Below are 21,737 nucleotides of genomic sequence, written 5' to 3'. Positions count from 1 at the left end.
CCTCTCGCTGCTGTGGTGGCTGGTGCGGGTGCGTGCCTGGGGTGAGGTGGGTGCGGTGAGGCGCCGGTGACGTCAGTGCTCGGCGCGCTCGCGCCCGGGGCCTGCCGGCCCGGTGGGGGCGCCCGACCCGTCACCGTCCGCGGTCCCGGGCGGCCGGGCGGTCCCGGGCGTGGGGTCCGGGTGCCGCTCGGCCGCCGGGCTGCGGCGCATGGTGGGCAGGACGGCGTCCGTCTGCTCGTCCCCGACGAGGTCGCCGACCCAGACGCTGTCCGGCTCGGGGCGGGTGCGTCGGCGGCGCAGCCGGCGCACCCGCGCGGGGACGTCGGCCGGGCGTCCGTCGCCCGCCCGCTCGCGGTCCGGCTGCTCCCAGGACGGTGCCGTCTCGCTGCGGTCCCCGTCGGGTGCCGGGGTGAGGAAGCCGAGCAGCAGGCCGACCAGCCCGCACACGACGATCACGGTCACGGCGCTGCCCGGGGACGGGACGAGCACCCGCAGCACCGACAGCGTGACCGTCGCCGTGAGCCCGACCCCCACGCCGGGCACGGCGAAGCGCACGGCGCGGGACCACCGGTGCGACGGCAGGGTGCCGCGGGCGAGCCGCACGAGGGCCGCCCCGAGGAGCAGCGCCGTCGCGACGGCCACGAGCAGTCCGAAGACCCCGTACGCCGACGACAGGCCACCGCGCGCGTCCACGACGAGCGGCGTGCTGGCGAGGGCCTCGCGGTCCGCCCCGAGCACGCTCAGCTCCAGCGGGAGGAGCCCGACGGCCTGCTCGCTGACCCGGGCGAGGTCGAGGTCCACCTCGCGGGTCGCCGTCTGCCCGGGCGGCACCTCGGCGTCCACCCGGACGTCGTAGTCGATGAAGGTGACCCCCAGGACGCGGCCGTCGAGCCGGATGCTGCGCACGACGAGCGGCCGGGTGCCGGTGTTCGTCACGTCCACGGCGACGGCCAGCTCGCGGTCCGGGCGCAGGACCAGCGGGTCGGTGGCGTCGAGCGCCTCCGCGGGCGTGCCGTCCAGCGTCGCCACCAGCCCGACGTCCTGCGACGCGCTCGTGCCGCCCGCGCCGGGTGCGGCCGCCGCCTGCGCGGCCGCCGGGACGGCCACCGCCAGGGCGGTGGCGAGCGCTGCTGCGAAGGGCCTGGTCCTGGTCACCTAGGGACCGTAGGAGCCGGCCGCCGCGGCAGGCAGGGCACGACGGGCAGCCTCAGGGGCAAGGCTGCCGACCGCGGGGCAGGATGGCCCGGTGACGGCGGCCGCGCGTGACCCCCGCGGGCGGACGGTGCTGCGCGGGCTGGCCGTCGTCCTCGTCGTCGTCGTGCTGCTGGGGGCGCTGGTGTGGGGTCTGCAGCGCAGGCTCGTCTACTTCCCGTCGGCCGGGCCGCTCCCCGCCGCGGTCGACGTCGTGCCGGGCGGGCAGGACGTCGTCCTGACGACCGACGACGGGCTGCGTCTCGGCGCCTGGTTCGTGCCGGCCGAGCCGGGGACGGACCGTGGTCAGGCGGTGCTGGTGGCCAACGGCAACGGCGGGAACCGCGCGGGGCGCGTCCCGCTCGCGCGTGCGCTGGCGGCGGACGGGTTCTCGGTGCTGCTGTTCGACTACCGCGGCTACGGCGGCAACCCCGGGAGCCCCTCGCGGGAGGGGCTGGCCCTGGACGTGCGCGCCGCGCACCGGCACCTCGTGCAGGAGCGGGGCGTGCCGTCGCGGCAGTTGCTGTACCTCGGGGAGAGCCTGGGCTGCGCGGTCGTGGTCGACCTGGCCGTCGACCACCCGCCGGCCGGGCTGCTGCTGCGCTCGCCGTTCACCGACCTCGTCTCCGTCGGCCGCGAGCACTACCCGTGGCTGCCGGTCGGCTTGGTGCTGCGGGACCGCTTCGACGTCGTGGGCCCGGTGACCCGCGTCGACGTCCCGGTGTCGGTGGTGCTCGGGACGGCGGACGGCGTCGTCCCGCCCTCGCAGAGCCGCGAGGTGGCGCGGGCCGCGCCGCGGCTGCACGAGCTGGTCGAGGTGGCGGGGGCCGACCACAACGACCCGGTCCTGCTCGACGGCCCGCAGCTGCTGGCCGCCGTCCGCTCGCTGGGGGACGCCGTCCGGTGACCGGCCGGGCGCCGCCTACCCTCGGGTGACGTGGACGCCTTCGACACCCCCGGTCTGACCGCCTGCTCCCTGTGTGCGGGGGAGACCCTCGGGGAGTCCCCGGACGGCCAGCTGCGGCGGTTGCGGCGGCTGGGTGCCGCGGGTGTCGCGCGGGTGGCGGAGGTCGAGTGCCTGGACCGGTGCGAGCGCGGGGACGTCGTCGTCGCGCGCCCCGGGCCCGCCGCCCGGCGTCAGGGTGGCCGGCCGGTGTGGTTCAGCGGGGTCGCGGGCGAGGCGGTGACCGGTGACCTGGCCGGCTGGCTGGCCGCCGGGGGCCCGGGCCGGGCCGACCTGCCGCCCGCCTTGCGGCAGCGACGGATCGACCCGCCCGCGACCTGACCGCCGGGTGGTCAACCGGCGACGGGCTGGCCCGACTCGACCGGCAGGCCGGCCTCGACCCAGTCCTGGATCCCCTCCCGGTAGCTGCGCACGTCGGTGTAGCCGAGCCGGACGAGGGTGCGCGCGACCGCCTCGCTGTTGCCGCAGGCGGTGTTGGCGCAGTAGGTGACGATCGCCGCGTCCCGGTCGGGGAGGACGTCGGCGGCCCGGTCGGCGGCCTCGTCGGGCGTGAGCGCCACGGCGCCCGGCAGGTGCTGCTGGGCGTAGTAGGTCCCGCCGAGGGCGTCGACGACAGTGACGGTGCCGGCCGCCAGGGCCTGCTGGAGCTCGGACCTGCTGATGGTGCGCATGGCTCTCCTCGGAAAGTGGACTAGAGTCCGTTTCATGACGGGTGCCGAACGTAACGGACCGCGGTCCGCTTCGTCAACGAGCGGGACGGGACCGGTCGCCGCCGACCGGGCCGCACCGGCCGGTGGCTTGCGCTCGCTCCTGCCCGAGCGCCCGCGCGAGCGCGCCGACGCCGCCCGCAACCGCACCCGCGTCCTGGACGCCGCGGCCCGGTTGTTCCGCGAGCGCGGCGTCGAGGCGGTCTCCATGGACGCGGTCGCCGCAGCGGCCGGCGTCGGCAAGGGCACCCTGTTCCGGCGCTTCGGGGACAAGTCCGGCCTGGCCGCCGCCCTGCTCGACGAGCGCGAGCGGGTCCTGCAGCAGGCGGTCCTCGACGGCCCCCCGCCGATCGGCCCGGGCGCCCCCGCCCGGCAGCGTCTCGAGGCCTTCGTCGACGCCTACCTCGACCACCTGCTCGCCGACCTCGACGTCGTCCGGCTCTCGGAGACCGCGAGCCCGGGAGCGCGCTACCGCATCGGCTCCTACCGGTTCTGGCGCCGGCACCTGGCCGTGCTCCTCGAGGACGCCCGCCCCGGGTGCGACGCCGAGGCCCTCGCGACCACCCTGCTCGCACCGCTCGGCGCCGACCCCGTCTCCGCGCTCGTGGCGGACGTCGGGCCGCGCCGCGCCCGCGCGGCCGTGCGGGACGTCGTCCTCGCCGTCCTCGCCTGACGTCCCGGCCCGCCCCCGCGACGACGTGCGGCGAAAGGCCTTGTGCGACGGCGCGTGCGCTGCCACGCTCCGGCGTCGTGACGGACGCGGCCCGGACGGGCGTGGTGAGCAGCGGGCAGGCCCGGCTCTGGTTCGACGACACCGGGGGAGACGGCCCGGCGCTGGTGCTCGTGCACGCGGGCATCGCCGACGCGCGGATGTGGGACCCGCTGGTCGACCTGCTGCGGCCCGACCACCGCGTCGTCCGCTGCGACCTGCGCGGCTACGGCCGCAGCGCCCTGCCCTCCGGGCCGTTCAGCCACATCGACGACCTGCGCGCCGTCGTCCGCGACGTCGTCGACGGGCCCGCGCACCTCGTCGGCGCCTCCTACGGCGGTCGGGTGGCCGTCGACCTCGCGCTGGCCGACCCCGACCTCGTCCGGTCCCTGACCCTGCTGGGGACGGCGCTGAGCGGGTTCGAGCCGGACGTCGCCCCACCGCCTCTGTGGGACGAGATGGTCGCCGCGCACCGGGCGGACGACGTCGACGCGCTCGCCGACCTGGAGGCCCGGACCTGGCTCGCGGACCCGGACCGCTCCCGGGTCCCCGACCTCGTCGCGCTCGTGCGCGAGATGAACCGGACGGCGCTGGTCAACGAGCGCTCCGGCGTCGCCGAGGAGGTCGAGCCCGAGCCGCCGGCCGTCGACGTGCTGGAGCAGGTCGCCGTCCCCACGCTCGTCGCCGTCGGTGACCTCGACCAGCCCGACATCCTGCTCGCCGCCGACGAGGTCGCCCGCAGGGTGCCGGGGGCGCGTCGCGTGGACCTGCCGGGGGTGGCTCACCTGCCGGCGCTCGAGGTGCCCGACCGGGTCGCCGAGCTCGTCCGCGAGCACGTGCGGGCGGCGGTCGCGGCGACCCCCTGACCCCGCTGCGGCAGGTCAGGGGGCAGACGCCGCCGGTCCCGCCATGGCAGGCTGCCGTGGTGGACCTCGACGACCTGCGCAGGCTGCGGCGGGCCCGCGACCGGATGGACCGCGACCACGCCGAGCCGCTCGACGTGCCGGCGCTCGCGCGCGAGGCGCTGATGTCGCCCGGGCACTTCTCCCGCAGCTTCCGCACCGCGTACGGGGAGACCCCGTACGGCTACCTGATGACCCGGCGGATCGAACGCGCGAAGACCCTGCTGCGGCGCGGGGACCTGACGGTCACCGAGGTGTGCTTCGCCGTCGGCTGCACCTCGCTCGGGTCGTTCAGCTCGCGCTTCACCGAGCTCGTCGGGCAGACGCCGAGCGCCTACCGCGCGGCGTGCCACGACGCGAGCGCGCAGATCCCGCCGTGCGTCACACGGGTCCGGACCAGACCGGTCAGGAACGGAGAAGCCACGCGGGCTCCGCGCGTCCTAGCGTGAACGGCATGGACATCACGATCGCCCAGTGCTTCATCGCCGTCGACGACCACGACAAGGCCCTCGCCTTCTACCGCGACGCGGTCGGGCTCGAGGTCCGGCAGGACGTCTCCTACGAGGGCATGCGGTGGGTGACGGTCGGCCCGCCCGGCCAGCCCGACGTCGCCATCGTCCTCGAGCCCCCGCTGGCCGACCCGGGCGCCTCGGACTCCGACCGGCGGGCCGTCGAGGAGCTGCTCGCCAAGGGCCACCTGCGCGGGGTCAACTTCCGCACCGACGACGTGGACGCCCTCTTCGAGCGCGTGCGCGGCGCCGGCGGTGAGGTGCTCCAGGAGCCGATGGACATGCCGTACGGCGTGCGCGACTGCGCCTTCCGCGACCCCGCGGGCAACATGGTCCGCTTCGGGACGCCCTCGGGCGGCTGACGGACGCCGTCCCGCCGCTGCGACGGGACCTCCCGACCCGTTCCCTCCCGAGTGCCCCGCCGCTCAGCGGTCGGGGCACTCGGCGCGCAGCCGCTCGATCAGCTCGTTAGCCTGCGCGAAGGTAGACTCGGTGTCCGGCGGGCGCGACGACGCGCCGCCCCAGCCGCCTCGGCGCGGCGCCCCCTCGCCTCGCCCGGCGGTCGCCCCGGGTGCTTCTCCCTGTCTGGACGGGCCCCGGGCCCGAGCACCGATCGGAGCCCGCGTGGCCGCACCGCCCCCTGCCCTGCACGAGTACCCGCACGACGTCCGCGACGAGGACACCACCTCGGTCCGCGCGGCGCTGCGGTCGCCGAGGCGCCTGCGGACCGAGGTGCTGGCGGGCCTGGTCGTCGCCCTAGCGCTCATCCCCGAGGCCATCGCCTTCTCGATCATCGCCGGCGTCGACCCTCGCGTCGGCCTCTTCGCGTCGTTCACGATGGCGGTGTCCATCGCGTTCCTCGGCGGGCGGCCGGCCATGATCTCCGCGGCCACCGGCGCGATCGCCCTGGTGATCGCCCCGGTCGTGCGCGAGCACGGCATGGACTACCTCATCGCGACGGTCCTGCTGGGCGGGCTCATCCAGCTGGCGCTGGGACTGCTCGGCGTCGCCAAGCTGATGCGCTTCGTTCCGCGGTCGGTGATGGTCGGCTTCGTCAACGCGCTGGCGTTCCTCATCTTCCTGTCCCAGCTCCCGCACCTGCGTGACGTGCCGTGGGTGGTGTACCCGCTGGTCGCCGTGGGGGTCGCGGTCATCGTGCTGCTGCCACGGGTGACCACCGCGGTCCCCGCGCCGCTGGTGGCGATCGTCCTGCTGACGGTGTTCACGATCACGGCCGCCGTGGCCGTGCCGACCGTGGGTGACGAGGGGGAGCTGCCCGACAGCCTGCCGTCCGTGGTCGTCCCGGACGTGCCGCTGACCGGCGAGACGCTGTCGATCATCGCCCCGTACGCGCTGGGGATGGCCCTGGTGGGGCTGATGGAGTCCCTGATGACGGCCAAGCTCGTCGACGGCGTCACCGACACCCACTCGCCGAAGACCCGCGAGGCCCTCGGCCAGGGCGGGGCGAACATCATCACCGGCTTCTTCGGGGGCATGGGTGGCTGCGCGATGATCGGGCAGACGATGATCAACGTGAAGGCGTCCGGGGCCCGCACCCGGATCTCGACCTTCCTGGCCGGCGTCTTCCTGCTCGTCCTCGTGGTGGGCCTCGGGGACGTCGTCGCGATCATGCCCATGGCGGCGCTCGTCGCGGTGATGGTGATGGTGGCGGTCGGGACGTTCGACTGGCACAGCGTCCACCCGGCCACGCTGCGCCGGATGCCCAAGAGCGAGACCGCCGTGATGGTGTCGACCGTCGCCGTGGTCGTGGCGACGCACAACCTCGCCATCGGCGTGGTGGTCGGCGTCCTCGTCGCGATGGTGATGTTCGCCCGCCGCGTCGCGCACTTCACGACCGTCACCCGCCTGGACGCCTCCGACGAGGACGACGAGCGCGTGTACGCGGTGGAGGGCGAGCTGTTCTTCGCCTCCAGCAACGACCTCGTGTACCAGTTCGACTACACCGGCGACCCGGAGAACGTCGTCATCGACATGTCCCGCTCGCACATCTGGGACGCGTCCACCGTCGCGACGCTCGACGCCATCACGACGAAGTACGAGCGCAAGGGCAAGACGGTGCGGATCGTCGGGCTCAACGAGTCCAGCCTCGAGCGGCACGGACGGCTCGCCGGGCACCTCGGCGCGGGGCACTGACGCCTCGCGTCGTCGGCCGTCGGTCCCGGCGCCGTCTCCTCGTCACGGCTGGTGGACCGGTCCGGTCCAGCCGAGCAGGTCGACGACGAGGTGGTTGGCGCCGGGGCCCTGGTAGAGGACGGACACGGTGCCGTCGGGTCCGATCGGGACCAGTGCCAGGTTGGCGTAGGTGCCGCCGGCGGTGACGTTGAGCGCGGAGGTGACGGGGCGGGGGTCCTGGCCGCTCCAGGCCTGCAGGAACCCCGGACCGGACGTCGCCGGGACGGTCAGGGTCAGGACGGCGGTGGTCGCGTCGGCGGGCACCCCGGCGGCGTGCACGTCGACGGTGGCGGATCGCCCGTGGGTCAGCGGTGCGGTGCGCCCGCCCGTCCCGTCGCGGGTGTCCACGACCCGGGTCGGCGGCACGAGCGTCACCATCCCGCCCCCGGCAGCCCAGGTCCCCTCCACGTCCAGCAGCAGGTGGGCCCGCGGGGACGCGACGTAGGCGTCCACGCCGTCCCGGTTGATGACCGCCCAGCCGGCGTTCGGGCGCACGGGGACGGTCACCGCGCGCGTCTCGCCACGCACCGCGGTGACGACGGACGTCGGCGCCGGTGGCGCGCCGGCCGTCCACACGCGCAGGTGCGTCGCGGGCGCGGTCACGTCCACGAGCGTCGCGGTAGCCACAACCGGCGGCGGTGACTCGGCGATGGGTGTCCGCGTCGCCACGTACAGCCGGCGCACCTCGCCCGGCTGGGTGAACGGGCCCTGCGGGGTGACGCCGTTCCCCACGGCGGGACGCGAGTCGTACACACGGAGCCCGCCGGACCAGGGCCGGTACCCGAGGGCGCTCGTCGGGACGAGCAGTCCGTGGACGTCCAGGACGACGAACGGCGCGTCCCCGGCGGTGCGCAGGCTGACCGTCCCGGTCGGGGAGACGGCGGTCAGGACGCTGCCGGTGACGGTCTGCCCGGGCAGCCAGTTGACGGTCGACGTCGCGGGCGCGGGCTCCTCGCCGCTCCACACCACCAGGTGGCCGGGAGCGGACGTCCCCGTGACCGTCACGGTGAGCGCGACGCCCTCGACGTCTCCGTCGCCCGGCGGGACGAGCCCGTTGACGTCGACCTCCCGGGTCGTCCACGGCTGCACCCTGCCCCCCGGCCCCTCGGTGCGGGTGTCGACGAGCCGCTGGGAGGCGTACCGGAACCCCAGCGGAGCGGTGCGCCCGCCGACCACGGCGGTAGCGCCCCAGGCGGTCGTCGACGTCGCCGCGTCCTGCGCGCCGCCCGGGCGGGCGACGACCGGCGCGACGGTGAGCGCAAGGCCGAGGGCCATGACGGTGAGAGTGGTGCGTCGTCGCCGGACGGACATGGTCGCTCCTCGCCCGGGCGCCCCGACCGGGCGCCTGCACGCCGACGACGCTACGGTCCCCGCCGAGGTCGACGGCAGGGTCGGAGGTCACCTGGCGGGCGCCGCCCACGGGCTCGCGTCCGCCCCGCCGACCCGGCGGTCAGTAGTCTCGTCCGCACCACCCCGACACCGAGACGGAGACCATGAGCCACCCCCACCCCGAACTCGGGCCCCCTCCGCCGCTGCCACGTCACGGGCTGCGCATCACGCCGCTGGGCGGGCTCGGCGAGATCGGGCGCAACATGACGGTGTTCGAGCACCGCGGCAAGCTCCTGGTCGTCGACTGCGGCGTGCTGTTCCCCGAGGAGCACCAGCCCGGTGTGGACGTGATCCTGCCGGACTTCACGTCCATCCGGGACCGGTTGGCCGACGTGGTGGCGATCGTGCTGACGCACGGCCACGAGGACCACATCGGTGGCGTGCCCTACCTGCTGCGGGAACGTCCGGACATCCCCCTGGTGGGGTCCGAGCTGACGCTGGCGTTCATCACCGCGAAGCTCAAGGAGCACCGCATCAAGCCCCGCACGGTGCAGGTCGCCGAGGACGAGCAGCACTCGTTCGGACCGTTCCGCTGCGAGTTCCTGGCCGTGAACCACTCGATCCCCGACAGCCTGGCGCTGGCGCTGCGGACCGAGGCCGGGCTGGTCCTGCACACCGGCGACTTCAAGATGGACCAGTTCCCCCTCGACGGCCGGCTCACCGACCTGCCGGGCTTCGCCCGCCTCGGCGACGAGGGCGTCGACCTCTTCCTCGTCGACTCGACGAACGCCGAGGTGCCCGGCTTCACGACGTCCGAGCGGGAGCTGACCCCCGCCATCGAGAAGGTCTTCCGCACCTCCCCGAAGCGCGTCATCGTGTCGAGCTTCGCCAGCCACGTGCACCGGATCCAGCAGGTCCTGGACGCCGCGCACGAGCACGGCCGCAAGGTCGCGTTCGTCGGCCGGTCCATGGTGCGCAACATGCAGATCGCCGAGGAGCGCGGGTACCTGACCGTCCCGAAGGGCCTCGTCGTCGACCTCAAGCAGCTCGAGAAGCTGCCCCCGGACCGGATCTGCCTCGTCTGCACCGGGTCCCAGGGCGAGCCGATGGCCGCGCTGTCCCGGATGGCGAACCGCGACCACGTCATCCGCGTCGGCGAGGGCGACACGGTCCTGATGGCCAGCTCGCTGATCCCCGGCAACGAGAACGCGATCTACCGGGTCATCAACAACCTGACCCGCTGGGGGGCCAACGTCGTCCACAAGGGCAACGCCAAGGTGCACGTGTCCGGTCACGCCAGCGCCGGCGAGCTCGTCTACTGCTACAACATCGTCCGCCCGTCCAACGTCATGCCGGTGCACGGCGAGTGGCGCCACCTGCGGACGAACGCCGACCTGGCGATCGCCACCGGCGTGCCGCAGGACCGGGTCGTCATCGCCGAGGACGGCGTGACCGTCGACCTCGTCGACGGCCGCGCCCGGATCACGGGCAAGGTGCCCGCCGGGCTCGTCTACGTCGACGGGGCCACGGTCGGCGGGGCGACGGAGGCGTCGCTGAAGGACCGACGCACCCTCGCCGAGGAGGGCGTCCTGACGGTCGTCGCGCTCGTCGACGCCGACACCGGCGCCCTCGCCGAGCCCCCGGACTTCCTGGCACGCGGGTTCGAGCACGACGAGGAGACGTTCGCGCCCGTCGTCCCGCTGATCGAGAAGGCGCTGGCCAAGGCGGCGTCCGAGGGGATCGGCGACCCGACCCAGCTGGAGCAGATCATCGCCCGCACCGTCGCGCGCTGGTCGCACCGGACGCACCGGCGCAGCCCCCTGGTCATCCCCGTGGTCGTCGAGGCCTGACGAGCCGCGGGGCGCCCCCGCCGACCGTGCGACCGCGGGCTGCGGCGGCGCGGACCCGCAGGCGCGGCTACCGTCACGGCGTGGGACTCCTCGGACGCCGCACGCGGCGAGACCTCGACCGTGCACCCGCCGACGCCGCTCCCGGCGCCGCCGCGGGCACCCGACCGACGACCGGGCAGGCGGCGCGGCGCGCGCCCGACGGTCACGTCGAACCACCCGCGGTCGCCCACCCCCCGGCGTCCCCGTGGTCCGACGGGCTGGGGCGCACCGCCATCCGGTGCGCGCAGGTGCTGCTCGTCCTGCTCCTCGCCGCAGTGGTGGTGTGGGCCCTGACCCGGCTGCGCCTCGTCGTCATCCCGCTGCTCATCGCCATCCTCCTTGCCGCGGCGATCAGCCCGCTCGTCGCGTGGCTGACGCGACGTGGGCTGCCGAGGATGCTCGCCACGTGGCTGTCGCTGCTCCTCGGCATCGGGTCGCTGGTCGGCGTCGGCTGGGTGGTCGTCGCCGCCGTCCGCGACGAGTGGGGGGAGCTGTCCCGGTCCGCGTCCGAGGGGCTCGAGGAGCTCGAGGAGTTCGTCACCGGCACGTTCCCCGTGGACGCCCAGCAGATCAGCCAGGCGCGGGAGCAGCTCGTCGAGATCGCGCAGGGGGAGCAGGTCCGCAGCGGCGCCATCGCCGGCGCGACGGCCGCCGTCGAGGTGGTCGCCGGGCTCTTCCTCGGCGCCGTCGTCCTCTTCTTCCTGCTCAAGGACGGACCGCGGATCTGGGACTTCCTGCTCCGGCCCCTGTCGGGGTACCGGCTGCACCGCACCCGCCTCGTCGGCGAGCGCTCCGTCGACGTCCTCGGCGGCTACGTGCGCGGGACGGCGATCGTCGCGTTCGTCGACGCCGTCATCATCGGCGTCGCCCTGGCGCTGCTGGGGGTGCCGCTGGCCCTGCCGCTGGCGCTCGTCGTCTTCGTCGGCGCCTTCATCCCGCTCGTCGGAGCCACGGTGGCCGGGGCGCTCGCCGCCCTCGTCGCGCTCGTCGCGAACGGTCCCGTCGTCGCCCTGGTCGTCGTGGGCGTCATCATCGCCGTCAACCAGATCGAGGGCGACGTGCTGGCGCCCGTCGTGCTGGGCCGCGCACTGTCGCTGCACCCCCTGGTGATCCTGCTGGCCCTGACCGCGGGCACTATCCTCGCCGGCATCATCGGCGCGCTGCTGTCCGTGCCCATCGCCGCGGTCGCCTGGACGGCGGTCAGCACGTGGGCGGAGGAGCACCGCAAGGAGCGAGCACGGATCGAGGCCGCCGACGCCGTGGCCGGGCCACCGCGAGGCCGCTGAACCGCGGGTGTGCTCCACCCGTCCGCGGGGTACAGGGGAGCGCCGGAGACGACGATGAAGGAGACCGTGGGAACCAAGTCCGCGAGGTCGCTGCCGTGGTCGGGAGACTCCGCGCACGGCACCCTGGGCTTCCTCGCGGCGCTGCTCACCGCCCTGTACGCCCTGCTCGTCCCCCTGCACCTGGTCACCCTCCCGCCCGGGGAGCGCGTCACGATGGCGCTGGTTGCCGGGGCGAGCGTGGCCGTGGCCGGTTCGGTGCTCTGGGCGACGCACCGCGAGCACGTGCCGCACCGGCACGTCGACGGCCTCACGGCCCTGGTGATCAGCCTGCCGCTGGTGAACTCGCTCGCGCACCTGACCACCACCGGCGAGATCGAGCAGACCTCCGTGGTGATGCTGTCCGTCGTCGCCGCGGGCGCGGTGCTGCGCGCCCGGTACGTCGCGCTGCTCGTCGCCTGCGCGCTCGCCGTCTGGGCCGCCCTCGTCCTCGTCCTCGACCTGGGGGCCTCCGAGCTGCGCACCCACTACGGGATCGGCCTGCTGCTCGCGACGCTGCTCGCGTACGGCGTCTTCGAGGTGCGGGCGCGCTCCGAACGGCGGTTGAAGGCCGTGAGCGAGGACCTGGACGCGGTGGCCGCGGTGGCCCGGTGCGGCATGGCCGGCGAGGACCCCCGTCCCGTGGCCCTGGCGGCGGTCTGCCACCGGGCGGGCGCGGCAACGGTGGCCTGGGCGGAACCGGACGGTGACGAGCTCGTGGTCACCCACAGCCAGGGCCGGAACCTGCGGGGCATCCGGATCCCCGTCGAGGAGGACTCGGCGACCGCGGTCACCTTCCGCTCCGCGGAGCGGATGCTCGTCCTGGACGTCGCGCGCGACGGGCCGCCGGTGCGTTCCCGGCTGCTCGACCGGTCCGGGGCCAAGGCGTTCCTGTGCGAGCCCGTCGTCCACGACGGCACCTGCCTCGCCGTCATCGCCGTGGGGTGGGACCACGCCCTGTCGACCCTCGACGACCACGCGGTGCGGGTGGTGTCCACCCTGGCCGCGGAGGCCGGTGCGGCCGCGGGTGCGGCCCGGCTGCGCACCCAGCTGGAGTCCCTCGCCACCACCGACCCGATGACGGGGATCGCGAACCGCCGCGGCTGGAACCAGCGGATCGACGCCCTCACCGCCCACGCGCGGCGCGCGAGCGAGCCGCTGACCCTCGTCCTGGCCGACCTGGACCACTTCAAGGCGTACAACGACACCCACGGCCACGACGCGGGTGACGCGCTGCTGCGCAGGATGGCGACCGCGCTGCGCGACGGGCTGCGCGAGGTCGACCTGGTCGCACGCTGGGGCGGGGAGGAGTTCGCCCTCGCGCTGCCGGACACCGACGGTCCGTCCGCCGCGGTGGCCCTCGAGCGCCTCCGCCGGATCCTGCCCCCCGGTCGCTCGTGCTCCTTCGGGCACGCCACCTGGGACGGTGTCGAGTCGGTGCAGGCCTGCCTCGCCCGTGCCGACGCCGCGCTCTACCGCGCCAAGGCCACGGGCCGGGACCGGGTCGTGGGCGCCGAGGACCTGGACGCCGGGGACCTGGCGCTGGGCCGGCTGGGCGCCGCGGCCCCGGACGGCGAGGAGCGCGACGCCGGCGACCTGGACGGCGACCTGGACGGCGACCCGGTGTGACGGCCGGCGCGACCCCTGGCGCGGGCGCCGGTGCCCTGCCCCTGGACGGTGCGGTGGTGCGCGCCCTGCACTGGCCGGCGGGCGCCCGTCAGCCGGAGCGGTGGGCCGTCCGGGGACCGCGGACGCTGACCGGGGCGCGCGAGCCCGTCACGGGACCGCACCTCGTCGTCCTGCCGGGACTCGGCCTGCTCCGCTACCTGTGGCCGCTGGCCCGCGCGGTCGCGGACCGCGGGACGGCGGTGACCGTCCTGGACCTGCCGGGGACGGGCCACGCCCTGGCCTGCGGCCCCACGGTCCCGGAGGTCGGCGCGGCCGCGGGCCGGTGGTTGCGCGGCCCGGGGGCCGGCGCGGGTGGGGACCTGACGCTGATGGGGCACTCGACGGGCGCCCAGGCGGCGCTCGTCGCCGCCCTGGCCGTGCAGGACGACGTCCCCCTGCGGCGGCTGGTCCTGGCCGGCCCGACCTTCGCGCCCACCCAGCGCTCGCTGCGGCGGCTGGCCGCCCGCGTCCCGGCCGCCTACCGCGACGACTCCCCGCGCCAGCTCGCCGTGGCACCCGCCGCGCTCCGGGGGCTGGGCGCGGTCACCCGGCTGGTCCTCGACGGGCGCCGCGACCGCCCGGAGGTGGCGGTGCAGCGGCTCACCGTACCGCTGCTCGTGACCGCAGGGGCACGCGACGCACTGGCACCCCGCTGGTGGACGGCGGAGCTGGCCCGGCGCGCCGTCCGGTCGCCGCACGCCAGGGTCGTGACCCTGCCCGGCTCGCACAACAACCCGCACACCCACCCGGCCGAGCTCGCCTGGTTGCTCACGCGCCCCGGCCCCCACCGCTGACCCCGCCGCCCGCCCCTGACCCCGCCGCCCACCCCCGCCCGCCCACCCCTGCCGCCCACCCCAGCCACCCACCCCAGCCACCCACCCCAGCCGTCCACTCGCGAGACGGACGAACACGCCGTCCGAGATCGCGAGCGGACGGCGTGTTCGTCCGCCTCGCGAGCGGGAACGGGCGCGTCCGTCCGGGTCGCGAGGGGCGGCGCGGGCCCGGATCATGGGCGGCGATCCCCCGTCCACCACCACGGAGGTCCGCGTGAGCCAGCCCGACGCCGTCCGGGTCGTCGTCCTCGACGTCGACGGGACCCTGGTCGACACGAACTACCACCACGTCACCGCGTGGTTCCGCGCCTTCCGCGGCCTCGGCGCGCACCCACCGCTGTGGCGGGTCCACGGGTGCGTGGGCATGGGCGGTGACCGGCTGGTCGCGGAGGTCCTCGGTGAGGACTTCGAGGCGGAGCACGGCGACGCGGCCCGAGCGGCGTGGAAGGAGGAGTTCGACCGGGTCATCGACCAGGTTCAGGTGCTGCCCGGCGCCAAGGAGCTGATGCGCTCCCTGCGGGACGCCGGGTTCACCGTCGTGCTCGCCAGCTCCGGTGCCGGCGAGCACGTCGAGCACTACCTCGACCTCCTGGACGGCCGCGAGCTCGCCGACGCGTGGACGAGCTCCGACGACGTCGAGACCACCAAGCCGGCGCCCGACCTCGTCGGGGTCGCGCTCGACGCGGTCGGGGGCGGGTCCGCGGTCATGGTCGGCGACTCGCCGTGGGACGCCCTCGCCGCGCAGCGGGCGGGGGTGCCGACGTACGCCGTCCGCACCGGGGGCTTCGGCGCGGAGCAGCTGCGCGAGGCCGGTGCCCTGGCGGTGTACGACGACCTCGTCGCCCTGCGCGCGGACCTGCGCGGCTCCGTGCTCGCCTCGCCGTCCGGGAGCTGAGCCGCCCGTCCCGTCGGCCCTCGGGCCCGGGGTGAGGGTCCGGGGCTACGCTCGACGACGTGGGACGGGTGGACGTCGAGACCACCGTCGTGGTGGCTCGGCCGCGGGACGAGGTCGCGGCGTGGGCGGCGGACCCGTCCAACGCCCCCCGCTGGTACGACGCCATCGACGCCGTCACCTGGCGCACCGGACCGCCGCTCGCGGTGGGCACGGAGGTCGACTTCCGGGCCCGCTTCCTCGGCCGGGCGCTCGCCTACACGTACGTGGTCCGCGAGCTCGTCCCCGGTGAGCGCCTGGTGATGAGCACCGACGCCGGGCCGTTCCCGATGGAGACGACGTACACGTGGGCCGACGAGGGCCGCGGGCGGACGCGCATGACCCTGCGCAACCGGGGGGAGCCGAGCGGCTTCGCCGGGGTGGCCGCCCCGGCGCTGGCCGCCGCGGTGCGTCGCGCGAACCGCAGGGACCTGCGGCGCCTGTGCGCCGTCCTGGAACGGCGCTGACCACGGAACGGCAGGACGCGACGACATCCGCGGACCGGGCGCGGACCGGCCGCGGTGCCCGCCGAGGGTGCCCGGGACGGCGCGCGGCTCGGGAGGTTGCCTCGTCCCGGCCTGGGTAAGGTCCCAGACGGTCCAGCAGCGAGGCCACCGACACCGACCGGTGCCGGCACCCGTGACCGGGTGACGGTGCCCGCCTGGAGGAGCACGTGAGCACGTCCGCGTCCCGCCCCCCGCTGCGCCTGGTGCGCGACGACGTCCCCGAGCCGCCCGTGCCGGTGGGCCGTGACCGGTGGCTCTCGCCGCAGGAGGCCGCCGAGCAGGTGGGCGTGGAGCCCCACGTGCTCGAGAGCTGGGCCCTGCAGGGTGGCCTGGAGCGCCGCGAGGTCGACGGCCGGCCGGAGTACGAGTCGCCCTCGGTCGCCGAGCTGGTCGTCCGGCTGAAGGCCGCCCGCTGCGCGCAGGGGCACCGGCTGGTCCTGCGTCGCGACGGCAGCCAGGTGTGCGTGCGCTGCGCCGGCTGACCCGGGCCCTGGCACGACGACCGGCACGACGACCGGCACGACGACGGCCCGGCGGGTCAACCCGCCGGGCCGTCGTCGAGCGCCGGGCGCACCGGCCGGGGCTCAGCCCACGCGGATGAACGTGGGGGTGTACCAGATCTCGCGCTTGGCGACGGCCTTACCGGTGCGCGGGGAGTCGTACATCATGTTGCCGCCCGCGTAGATGCCGATGTGGCCGGGCGTCCAGACGAGGTCACCGGGACGGGCCTCGGACGCCGGCACGCGGCGGCCGGCCTGCGCCTGGGCCGACGAGGTGCGCGGCAGGGAGACGCCGAGCTGGGCGTAGACGTACTGCGTGAAGCCCGAGCAGTCGAAGCCCTCGGGCGTGGTGCCGCCGTAGCGGTACATGGTCCCGACGTACCGCTCGGCGACGGCGAGCACGGAGCCCGCGGCCTCGCTGGCGGACGGGCGCGTGGCGGACTGGCTGCCGGAGTCGGCGGCGGCGGACCGCTCGGAGCGGGACGCGCGGGCGGGGCGGTCCTGGCGGGCCCCGGACGCCTCGTCCTCGTCGGCCTCCTCCACCGGCGCGGGCGGCGGCGGGGGCGGCGGCGGGGGCGTGACGCTCGTGAGGGTGGCGCCGGCGAAGGTGACCGCGGCGTCCGCGGGGACGCTGACGGTGGCGACGGCCCCGGTGCCGGCGTCGGTGCTGGTCTCGGTGCCGGCCTCGGGGGCGGTCACCTCGGCGACCTGGTCGGCCGGCGCGTCGACGTCCTGGCCGGCGGTGGAGCCGCCGTCGGTGAGCGGGGTGGCGGTCGCGGCCGGCAGGCCCATCGTGACGACGAGGCCGGAGGACGCGGCGACGACCGCGGAGCGACGGGTCATCGTCGTGGCGTTGGCGGAGACGACCTCGACGAGGACGGTCAGCGGGGTGGTGGGGCGACTGGCGGCGCGGTGGCGCGCGGTGGCACGGCTGGACACGTTCGGTACCTCGGTCCACGCCTACGAGGTGAGCTGTCGGGTTCGGGTGGGAGGTGTCACCCGGCCTGTCGTCCCTGAGGACTCGAGGCTTCACCCCGAGGACCCGGTGGTGCTGGGCCCGGAAGTGGTTCCCCCGCCCCTGTCGTGCGGATCTCGGACGGACCCTCGGGCGGTGACAGGGTTCGGCGAGCCGCCCGCGGGGCCGGGCGGTGTCCCCGACCGGCAACACTGAGAGTACGTGACCAGCGACCGTAGGTCACATCGATGTCACGAAATGGACTCGGCGATGCACCGAACGGGTGACGGCGTGTTTGCGGTCTCGTGTCGGGGCGCGTCGCGACGGGTCGTCGGCGGCGGGCTCAGCCCGCGAACTCCCAGTGCCACGGCTCCGGCTTGGTGCCGTTCTGCTGCGCCCACCCGGGGTTGAACCAGCCGTGCAGCGGCGCGTGCACCTGCATCCACCGGTGCTCGGGCGTGCCGAACCGCTGGATGCCCCCGCACAGGTCCAGGGCCTTGCCCCAGCCGTGGTTGCTGGTGCCAGGTGTCGCGGCGAGGCGCGGCTTGCTGGCCTTGACGCGCACCTGCGCCTCGTAGGAGCGGTAGGAGTCCGTCACGCAGACCGGCGCGCCGAACTCGGCGGCGTAGGCCTTCGCGAGCTGCTCGAACGCGTACGCGGCGTCAGCCCGCAGCAGGTGCCCGCTGGCACCCCAGACCGGGCACAGGGCGGAGGCGGGGATCGTGCCGTTGGCGTAGCCGCGCAGGTCCCCTCCCCGGCACTCCCCGACCGCACCCGTGACCGACTGGGTGAGGTCGGCCGTGACGGCCGGCTGGCCGGCGACCAGCGCGCGGGCCTGCTCCAGCCGGGCCGCCTCCGCGTCCGCCCGCGCCGCGGCGTCCGCCGCGCTCGTCGCCCGCTCCGCGAGCGTCGTCACGAGGGCGCGCTGCTCGGCGACGAGGCGCTCGCTCTCCAGCCGGGCCTCGTCGGCCGCGGCGGCCAGCTCCAACGCGGCGCGGGCGGAGTCCTCCGCCTGGCGCGCCGCGTCGTCCTGGACCTCCTGGGCGTCGGCAGCCTGCGTCAGCGCGGCGTCACGGACCCGCCCCAGGCGCTCCAGGGTGATCAACCGCAGCTGGAGGTCCTCGGCGTCCTCGGCGCGCAGGACCTGGACGACGCCGTCCAGGTCGGTGCCGCCGGAGCTGCGGTACGCCTGCGCCGCCCAGCGGCCGAGGTCACCCCGGGACCGGGCGGCGGCGTCCTGCGCGTGCGCCAGCCGCTCGCTCTGCGTCCAGTGGTCCGCGCGCGCGACGTCCAGCGCCTGCTCCGCGCGCTCGTAGCGCTCCAGCGCGGCGTTGGACGCCGCCGCCAGCTCCGCGAGCCTGTCCTCCGCCGACCGGACGTCGTCCTGCTGCCGGGTGGCCTCGGACCGCAGCCTGTCGGCCTCCTGCCGCGCCGACGACGCCGACGACGCCGACGACGCCGCGAAGGCCGCGGAGCCCGAGGGCCCCGCGGACGGGTCGCCCACGACGGGCGCGGCCAGCAGCGCACCCGCGAGCAGCGCGGACGCGGTCAGCAGGCACGTCAGCGAGCGGCGCACCGGCCGGTGGGGAAGGGGCACACCGCAGCCATCGTCACGTCGCGGCCCCACCTTGACCCCCTGCCCGGGTGAGCACCCGGGCAGGCGCCTGCCCGGGTGCTCACCCGGGCGTCGCCGGCGCGGGCGTCCCCCGTCGCGCCCGCGGTGGCCATCTGGGAGGGTGCGGTCCACCACCAGCCCGAGACCGTCCCCGCCCGCCTCCCGGAGGTCCCCGTGCCACTGCGCCGCACCGTCCTCGTCACCGGGGCCAGCTCCGGGCTGGGCCGCGGGATGGCCCGCGAGCTCGCCGCCCGCGGGCGCGACCTCGCCCTGTGCGCCCGGCGCACCGAACGCCTCGACGAGCTCCGCGCCGAGCTGCTGGACGCCCACCCCGGCGTGCGGGTGGCCGTCCGCCGGCTGGACGTCGACGACCCCGAGCAGGTGATGGACGTCTTCGCGTCGTTCCGTGAGGAGCTCGGCACCATCGACCGGGTGGTCGTCAACGCCGGGCTGGGCAAGGGGCAGCCCGTCGGCACCGGCGGGTGGCGGGCGAACGCCCAGACCCTGCGGACGAACGTGCTCGGTGCGCACGCCCAGGTCGAGGCGGCGATGGAGGCCTTCCGCGCCCAGGGGCACGGGCACCTCGTCGTGGTGTCGTCCGTCGGCGCGGTGCGGGGGATGCCCCGCAACGTCACGGCGTACTCGGCGTCCAAGGCCGCGCTCGCCACGCTCGCCGAGGGCGTCCGGGCCGAGACCCTCGGCACGCCGATCGCCGTGACGACCCTGTACCCCGGCTACATCCGCTCGGAGATGAACGAGGGGCTGCGGCGGATCCCGTTCGTCGTCGACACCGAGACCGGCTGCCGCGCGCTGGTGGCGGCGATGGAGCGCGAACCGGCGCGCGCCTACGTCCCGCGCTGGCCGTGGGCCCCGGTCTCGCTGGCCCTGCGGGTGCTGCCGCTGCGGGTCGTGGCCCGCATGGTCTGACCCGGTCGGCCAGGCCCGCAGCCGTCGTCCACGGGACCACGGCCGTCGTCCACGGGCCGGACGTCGTCCACGGGAGCGAGCCGGCGGGCCGTCCGGGAGGTCTTCTGGGCGTACAGGGTGCGGTCCGCCTGCAGGTACAGGGCCTCGAGGTCCGCGCCGTCGACACCCAGCGTCGCCGCCCCGACGCTCACGCCGGTCCGCGCCGCCAGGGCCGACTGGAGGCGGACCCCGAGCACCTGGGCGTCGTCCGCGCCGCAACCCGGCAGCAGCACCGCGAACTCGTCGCCGCCGAGCCGGCCGACCCCGTCCCCGGCACGCAGGCCGGCGGACGCCGTCTGCGCGACCCAGCGCAGCAGGTCGTCCCCCGCCGCGTGGCCCTGGGTGTCGTTGACCTGCTTGAAGCCGTCGAGGTCGAGCAGGAGCAGCGACAGCGGCTCCTCCGTCCGACGCGCCCGGGACAGCGCCTCCCGCAGCCGCTCCTCGAAACCCCGCCGGTTCAGGCAGCCGGTCAGCCCGTCGGTCCGCGACAGGACGGTGAGCCGGCGTCGCTGTCCCGCGGCGACGTGGCCGTGCATGCCGCAGGCCACCGTCATGCCGAGGAAGGCGGCCAGGTCGGCGAAGACGTGCCACCCGCTCGGGGCGCCCACCAGCAGCGCCACCGCCAGGTACACGGCGACGAACGTCGTCCCGACCGGGGCGGCGAGCCGTCGCGGAGAGCTCAGCGCCACCAGCGGGAGCATGCTGATCAGGCCGATCGACGTGGGTGAGGTGACACCGCCCGCGACGACGACGAACGCCGTCGCCAACCCGCCCTGGACCGCGGAGAAGACCAGGGACGCCAGCAGCGAGTGCCGGCCACGGACCACGGCCGGAGCGACCCGGGTGGTGACGAACCCGGCGAGGACCCCGACGGTCGCGACGACGAGCAGGGCGCCGCGGGCCGCCGGCGCCGAGAACGCCACGGCGTAGAACGCGCCGAAGCTGAAGTTGCCGACCGTCAACCAGCCGAGCTGGGCCAGGGCGCGGGCTCTGCGCTCGGTCGCCGCGATGCGCGGTGACCGTGGGGCCTCGACGGTCAGCCCGTCGACGGGGTCAGGCACCTCCGGCCGGTCCCGCAGGGACTTGTCCTCGTAGAGGCGGGCGTCGGCGACCCGGTGCAGCTCCTCGACGTCCTCGCCGTCGGCGGGGTACCGGGCCCAGCCGACGCTCGACGGCGTGCGCTGCGACAGCTCGGCGCGCAGCCGCTGCGCCGCGACGGCGGCGGGCTCGCGGGCGGTCCCGGTCAGCAGGACGGCGAACTCGTCGCCGCCCAGCCGTCCGACCGGGTCGTGGTCCCGCACCCCCTCACGCAGCGTGCGGGACGTCCAGGTCAGCAGCGCGTCACCCGCGGCGTGGCCGTGGGTGTCGTTGACCTCCTTGAACCGGTCCAGGTCGAACAGCACGAGCACGAACGAGTCGCCGGTGCGCCGGCAGCGGGCTGCCTCCTGGCCCAGCCGCCCGTCGAACGCCCGCCGGTTCAGGCAACCGGTGAGCGGGTCGATGCTGGCCACGTCCACCAGCCGGGTGCGCAGCGAGCGCAGCGCGTGGGCGTGGGCGGCGCACACCGTCGCCACGAAGACGAACGCCGCGGTGTAGGTCGTGGCGCGCGACCACGCGACGTCAGGGTCCGACAGGGCGACCGCCCAGTACAGGACGCCGGTCAGGGCGACGTAGCCGACGAACCGGCGCCACGTGGCGACCAGCGAGACGAGCACCAGCCCGGTCCACGGCAGCACGCCGAGCGGGCTGGTGACACCGCCCTCGAGGTGGGCCATGAGCGTGAACAGCAGCAGGTGGGACAGGGCCAGCCACGGCGGGACGACGCGGGCCAGCGGCCCGCGCGCGATCCTCCGCGCGCCGGCCCTGGCGGCCAGGGCGACGAGCACCAACACCGTCGCCAGCGACACCATCAGGGGGCGGTGGGGACCGCGCTCCCAGGTCAGCAGGAGGTAGACGAGCAGGATGGCGCTCGGCCCCGCCGCGAGCTCGGCGTCGCGCCGCAGCATCGTGACGGAGGCGCGGCGTCCGTGCCGAGCCACTCCGTCCAC

The 21,737-nt window shown here is 75.8% G+C and carries 21 protein-coding genes and 1 riboswitch; of the genes, 15 read left to right on the top strand and 6 right to left on the bottom strand.

Annotation, left to right across the window (positions count from 1 at the left end):
* Positions 1-72: 72 nt before the first annotated feature.
* Positions 73-1,155: a hypothetical protein gene (locus ACYVQV_RS06490; RefSeq protein ID WP_461022454.1), complete on the bottom strand. Its 1,083-nt coding sequence runs from the start codon at positions 1,153-1,155 to the stop codon at positions 73-75.
* 127 nt (positions 1,156-1,282) lie between these two features.
* On the opposite strand from ACYVQV_RS06490, the gene ACYVQV_RS06485 reads away from it, so the two are divergent.
* Both ACYVQV_RS06485 and ACYVQV_RS06480 read left to right on the top strand, forming a co-directional pair.
* Positions 1,283-2,098 (top strand): alpha/beta hydrolase, encoded by an 816-nt coding sequence (locus tag ACYVQV_RS06485; protein WP_461022521.1) that lies wholly within the window; start codon positions 1,283-1,285, stop codon positions 2,096-2,098.
* A gap of 30 nt (positions 2,099-2,128) precedes the next feature.
* Positions 2,129-2,476 (top strand): hypothetical protein, encoded by a 348-nt coding sequence (locus ACYVQV_RS06480; RefSeq protein WP_461022453.1) that lies wholly within the window; start codon positions 2,129-2,131, stop codon positions 2,474-2,476.
* 11 nt (positions 2,477-2,487) lie between these two features.
* Here the strand turns inward: ACYVQV_RS06480 and ACYVQV_RS06475 are convergent, their stop codons facing one another.
* Positions 2,488-2,826 (bottom strand): rhodanese-like domain-containing protein, encoded by a 339-nt coding sequence (locus tag ACYVQV_RS06475; RefSeq protein ID WP_461022452.1) that lies wholly within the window; start codon positions 2,824-2,826, stop codon positions 2,488-2,490.
* A 34-nt stretch (positions 2,827-2,860) separates the two neighbouring features.
* Between ACYVQV_RS06475 and ACYVQV_RS06470 the strand changes: the two genes are divergently transcribed.
* From ACYVQV_RS06470 to ACYVQV_RS06450, 5 genes are all read left to right on the top strand, one after another.
* Positions 2,861-3,535, top strand: coding sequence for a TetR/AcrR family transcriptional regulator (locus tag ACYVQV_RS06470; protein WP_461022451.1), 675 nt, complete (start codon positions 2,861-2,863; stop codon positions 3,533-3,535).
* A 77-nt stretch (positions 3,536-3,612) separates the two neighbouring features.
* Positions 3,613-4,437 (top strand): alpha/beta fold hydrolase, encoded by an 825-nt coding sequence (locus tag ACYVQV_RS06465; protein ID WP_461022450.1) that lies wholly within the window; start codon positions 3,613-3,615, stop codon positions 4,435-4,437.
* Positions 4,438-4,496: 59 nt separating this feature from the next.
* Positions 4,497-4,922, top strand: a complete 426-nt coding sequence (locus ACYVQV_RS06460) for a helix-turn-helix transcriptional regulator (protein WP_461022449.1) — start codon at positions 4,497-4,499, stop codon at positions 4,920-4,922.
* Between the two features lie 5 nt (positions 4,923-4,927).
* Complete coding sequence (locus ACYVQV_RS06455) at positions 4,928-5,344, top strand: VOC family protein (RefSeq protein WP_461022448.1); 417 nt, start codon at positions 4,928-4,930, stop codon at positions 5,342-5,344.
* A gap of 283 nt (positions 5,345-5,627) precedes the next feature.
* Positions 5,628-7,136 (top strand): SulP family inorganic anion transporter, encoded by a 1,509-nt coding sequence (locus tag ACYVQV_RS06450; RefSeq protein ID WP_461022520.1) that lies wholly within the window; start codon positions 5,628-5,630, stop codon positions 7,134-7,136.
* A 42-nt stretch (positions 7,137-7,178) separates the two neighbouring features.
* Here ACYVQV_RS06450 and ACYVQV_RS06445 read toward each other — a convergent pair whose 3' ends face one another.
* On the bottom strand, positions 7,179-8,450 hold the full coding sequence (locus ACYVQV_RS06445) for a hypothetical protein (RefSeq protein ID WP_461022447.1): 1,272 nt from the start codon (positions 8,448-8,450) through the stop codon (positions 7,179-7,181).
* Positions 8,451-8,668: 218 nt separating this feature from the next.
* On the opposite strand from ACYVQV_RS06445, the gene ACYVQV_RS06440 reads away from it, so the two are divergent.
* From ACYVQV_RS06440 to ACYVQV_RS06410, 7 genes are all read left to right on the top strand, one after another.
* Positions 8,669-10,354, top strand: coding sequence for a ribonuclease J (locus tag ACYVQV_RS06440; protein ID WP_461022446.1), 1,686 nt, complete (start codon positions 8,669-8,671; stop codon positions 10,352-10,354).
* A gap of 80 nt (positions 10,355-10,434) precedes the next feature.
* On the top strand, positions 10,435-11,679 hold the full coding sequence (locus tag ACYVQV_RS06435; protein ID WP_461022445.1) for an AI-2E family transporter: 1,245 nt from the start codon (positions 10,435-10,437) through the stop codon (positions 11,677-11,679).
* Positions 11,680-11,733: 54 nt separating this feature from the next.
* On the top strand, positions 11,734-13,344 hold the full coding sequence (locus ACYVQV_RS06430) for a GGDEF domain-containing protein (RefSeq protein WP_461022444.1): 1,611 nt from the start codon (positions 11,734-11,736) through the stop codon (positions 13,342-13,344).
* A 56-nt stretch (positions 13,345-13,400) separates the two neighbouring features.
* A complete protein-coding gene (locus ACYVQV_RS06425; protein ID WP_461022443.1) occupies positions 13,401-14,177 on the top strand; it encodes an alpha/beta fold hydrolase in 777 nt (258 codons plus the stop codon).
* 253 nt (positions 14,178-14,430) lie between these two features.
* Positions 14,431-15,111 (top strand): HAD family hydrolase, encoded by a 681-nt coding sequence (locus ACYVQV_RS06420; RefSeq protein WP_461022442.1) that lies wholly within the window; start codon positions 14,431-14,433, stop codon positions 15,109-15,111.
* Positions 15,112-15,170: 59 nt separating this feature from the next.
* A complete protein-coding gene (locus ACYVQV_RS06415; protein WP_461022441.1) occupies positions 15,171-15,614 on the top strand; it encodes an SRPBCC family protein in 444 nt (147 codons plus the stop codon).
* A gap of 206 nt (positions 15,615-15,820) precedes the next feature.
* Positions 15,821-16,135, top strand: a complete 315-nt coding sequence (locus tag ACYVQV_RS06410) for a hypothetical protein (protein ID WP_461022440.1) — start codon at positions 15,821-15,823, stop codon at positions 16,133-16,135.
* Between the two features lie 102 nt (positions 16,136-16,237).
* On the opposite strand, the gene ACYVQV_RS06405 is transcribed toward ACYVQV_RS06410, so the two are convergent.
* Complete coding sequence (locus ACYVQV_RS06405; RefSeq protein WP_461022439.1) at positions 16,238-17,092, bottom strand: C40 family peptidase; 855 nt, start codon at positions 17,090-17,092, stop codon at positions 16,238-16,240.
* Between the two features lie 20 nt (positions 17,093-17,112).
* Positions 17,113-17,249, bottom strand: a riboswitch (cyclic di-AMP (ydaO/yuaA leader).
* 202 nt (positions 17,250-17,451) lie between these two features.
* Positions 17,452-18,705, bottom strand: coding sequence for a D-alanyl-D-alanine carboxypeptidase family protein (locus ACYVQV_RS06400; protein WP_461022438.1), 1,254 nt, complete (start codon positions 18,703-18,705; stop codon positions 17,452-17,454).
* A 192-nt stretch (positions 18,706-18,897) separates the two neighbouring features.
* On the opposite strand from ACYVQV_RS06400, the gene ACYVQV_RS06395 reads away from it, so the two are divergent.
* The gene (locus tag ACYVQV_RS06395) at positions 18,898-19,650 is read left to right on the top strand and encodes an SDR family oxidoreductase (RefSeq protein ID WP_461022519.1); all 753 of its coding nucleotides are present in this window, start codon (positions 18,898-18,900) and stop codon (positions 19,648-19,650) included.
* On the opposite strand, the gene ACYVQV_RS06390 is transcribed toward ACYVQV_RS06395, so the two are convergent.
* Entirely contained in the window at positions 19,569-21,737 is a 2,169-nt protein-coding gene (locus tag ACYVQV_RS06390) for a diguanylate cyclase (RefSeq protein ID WP_461022437.1), read from the bottom strand. The two genes, ACYVQV_RS06395 and ACYVQV_RS06390, sit on opposite strands and share 82 nt — an antisense overlap.

The sequence above is a fragment of the Thalassiella azotivora genome, assembly GCF_054781695.1.
This window is presented reverse-complemented; position numbering and strand designations above follow the sequence as displayed.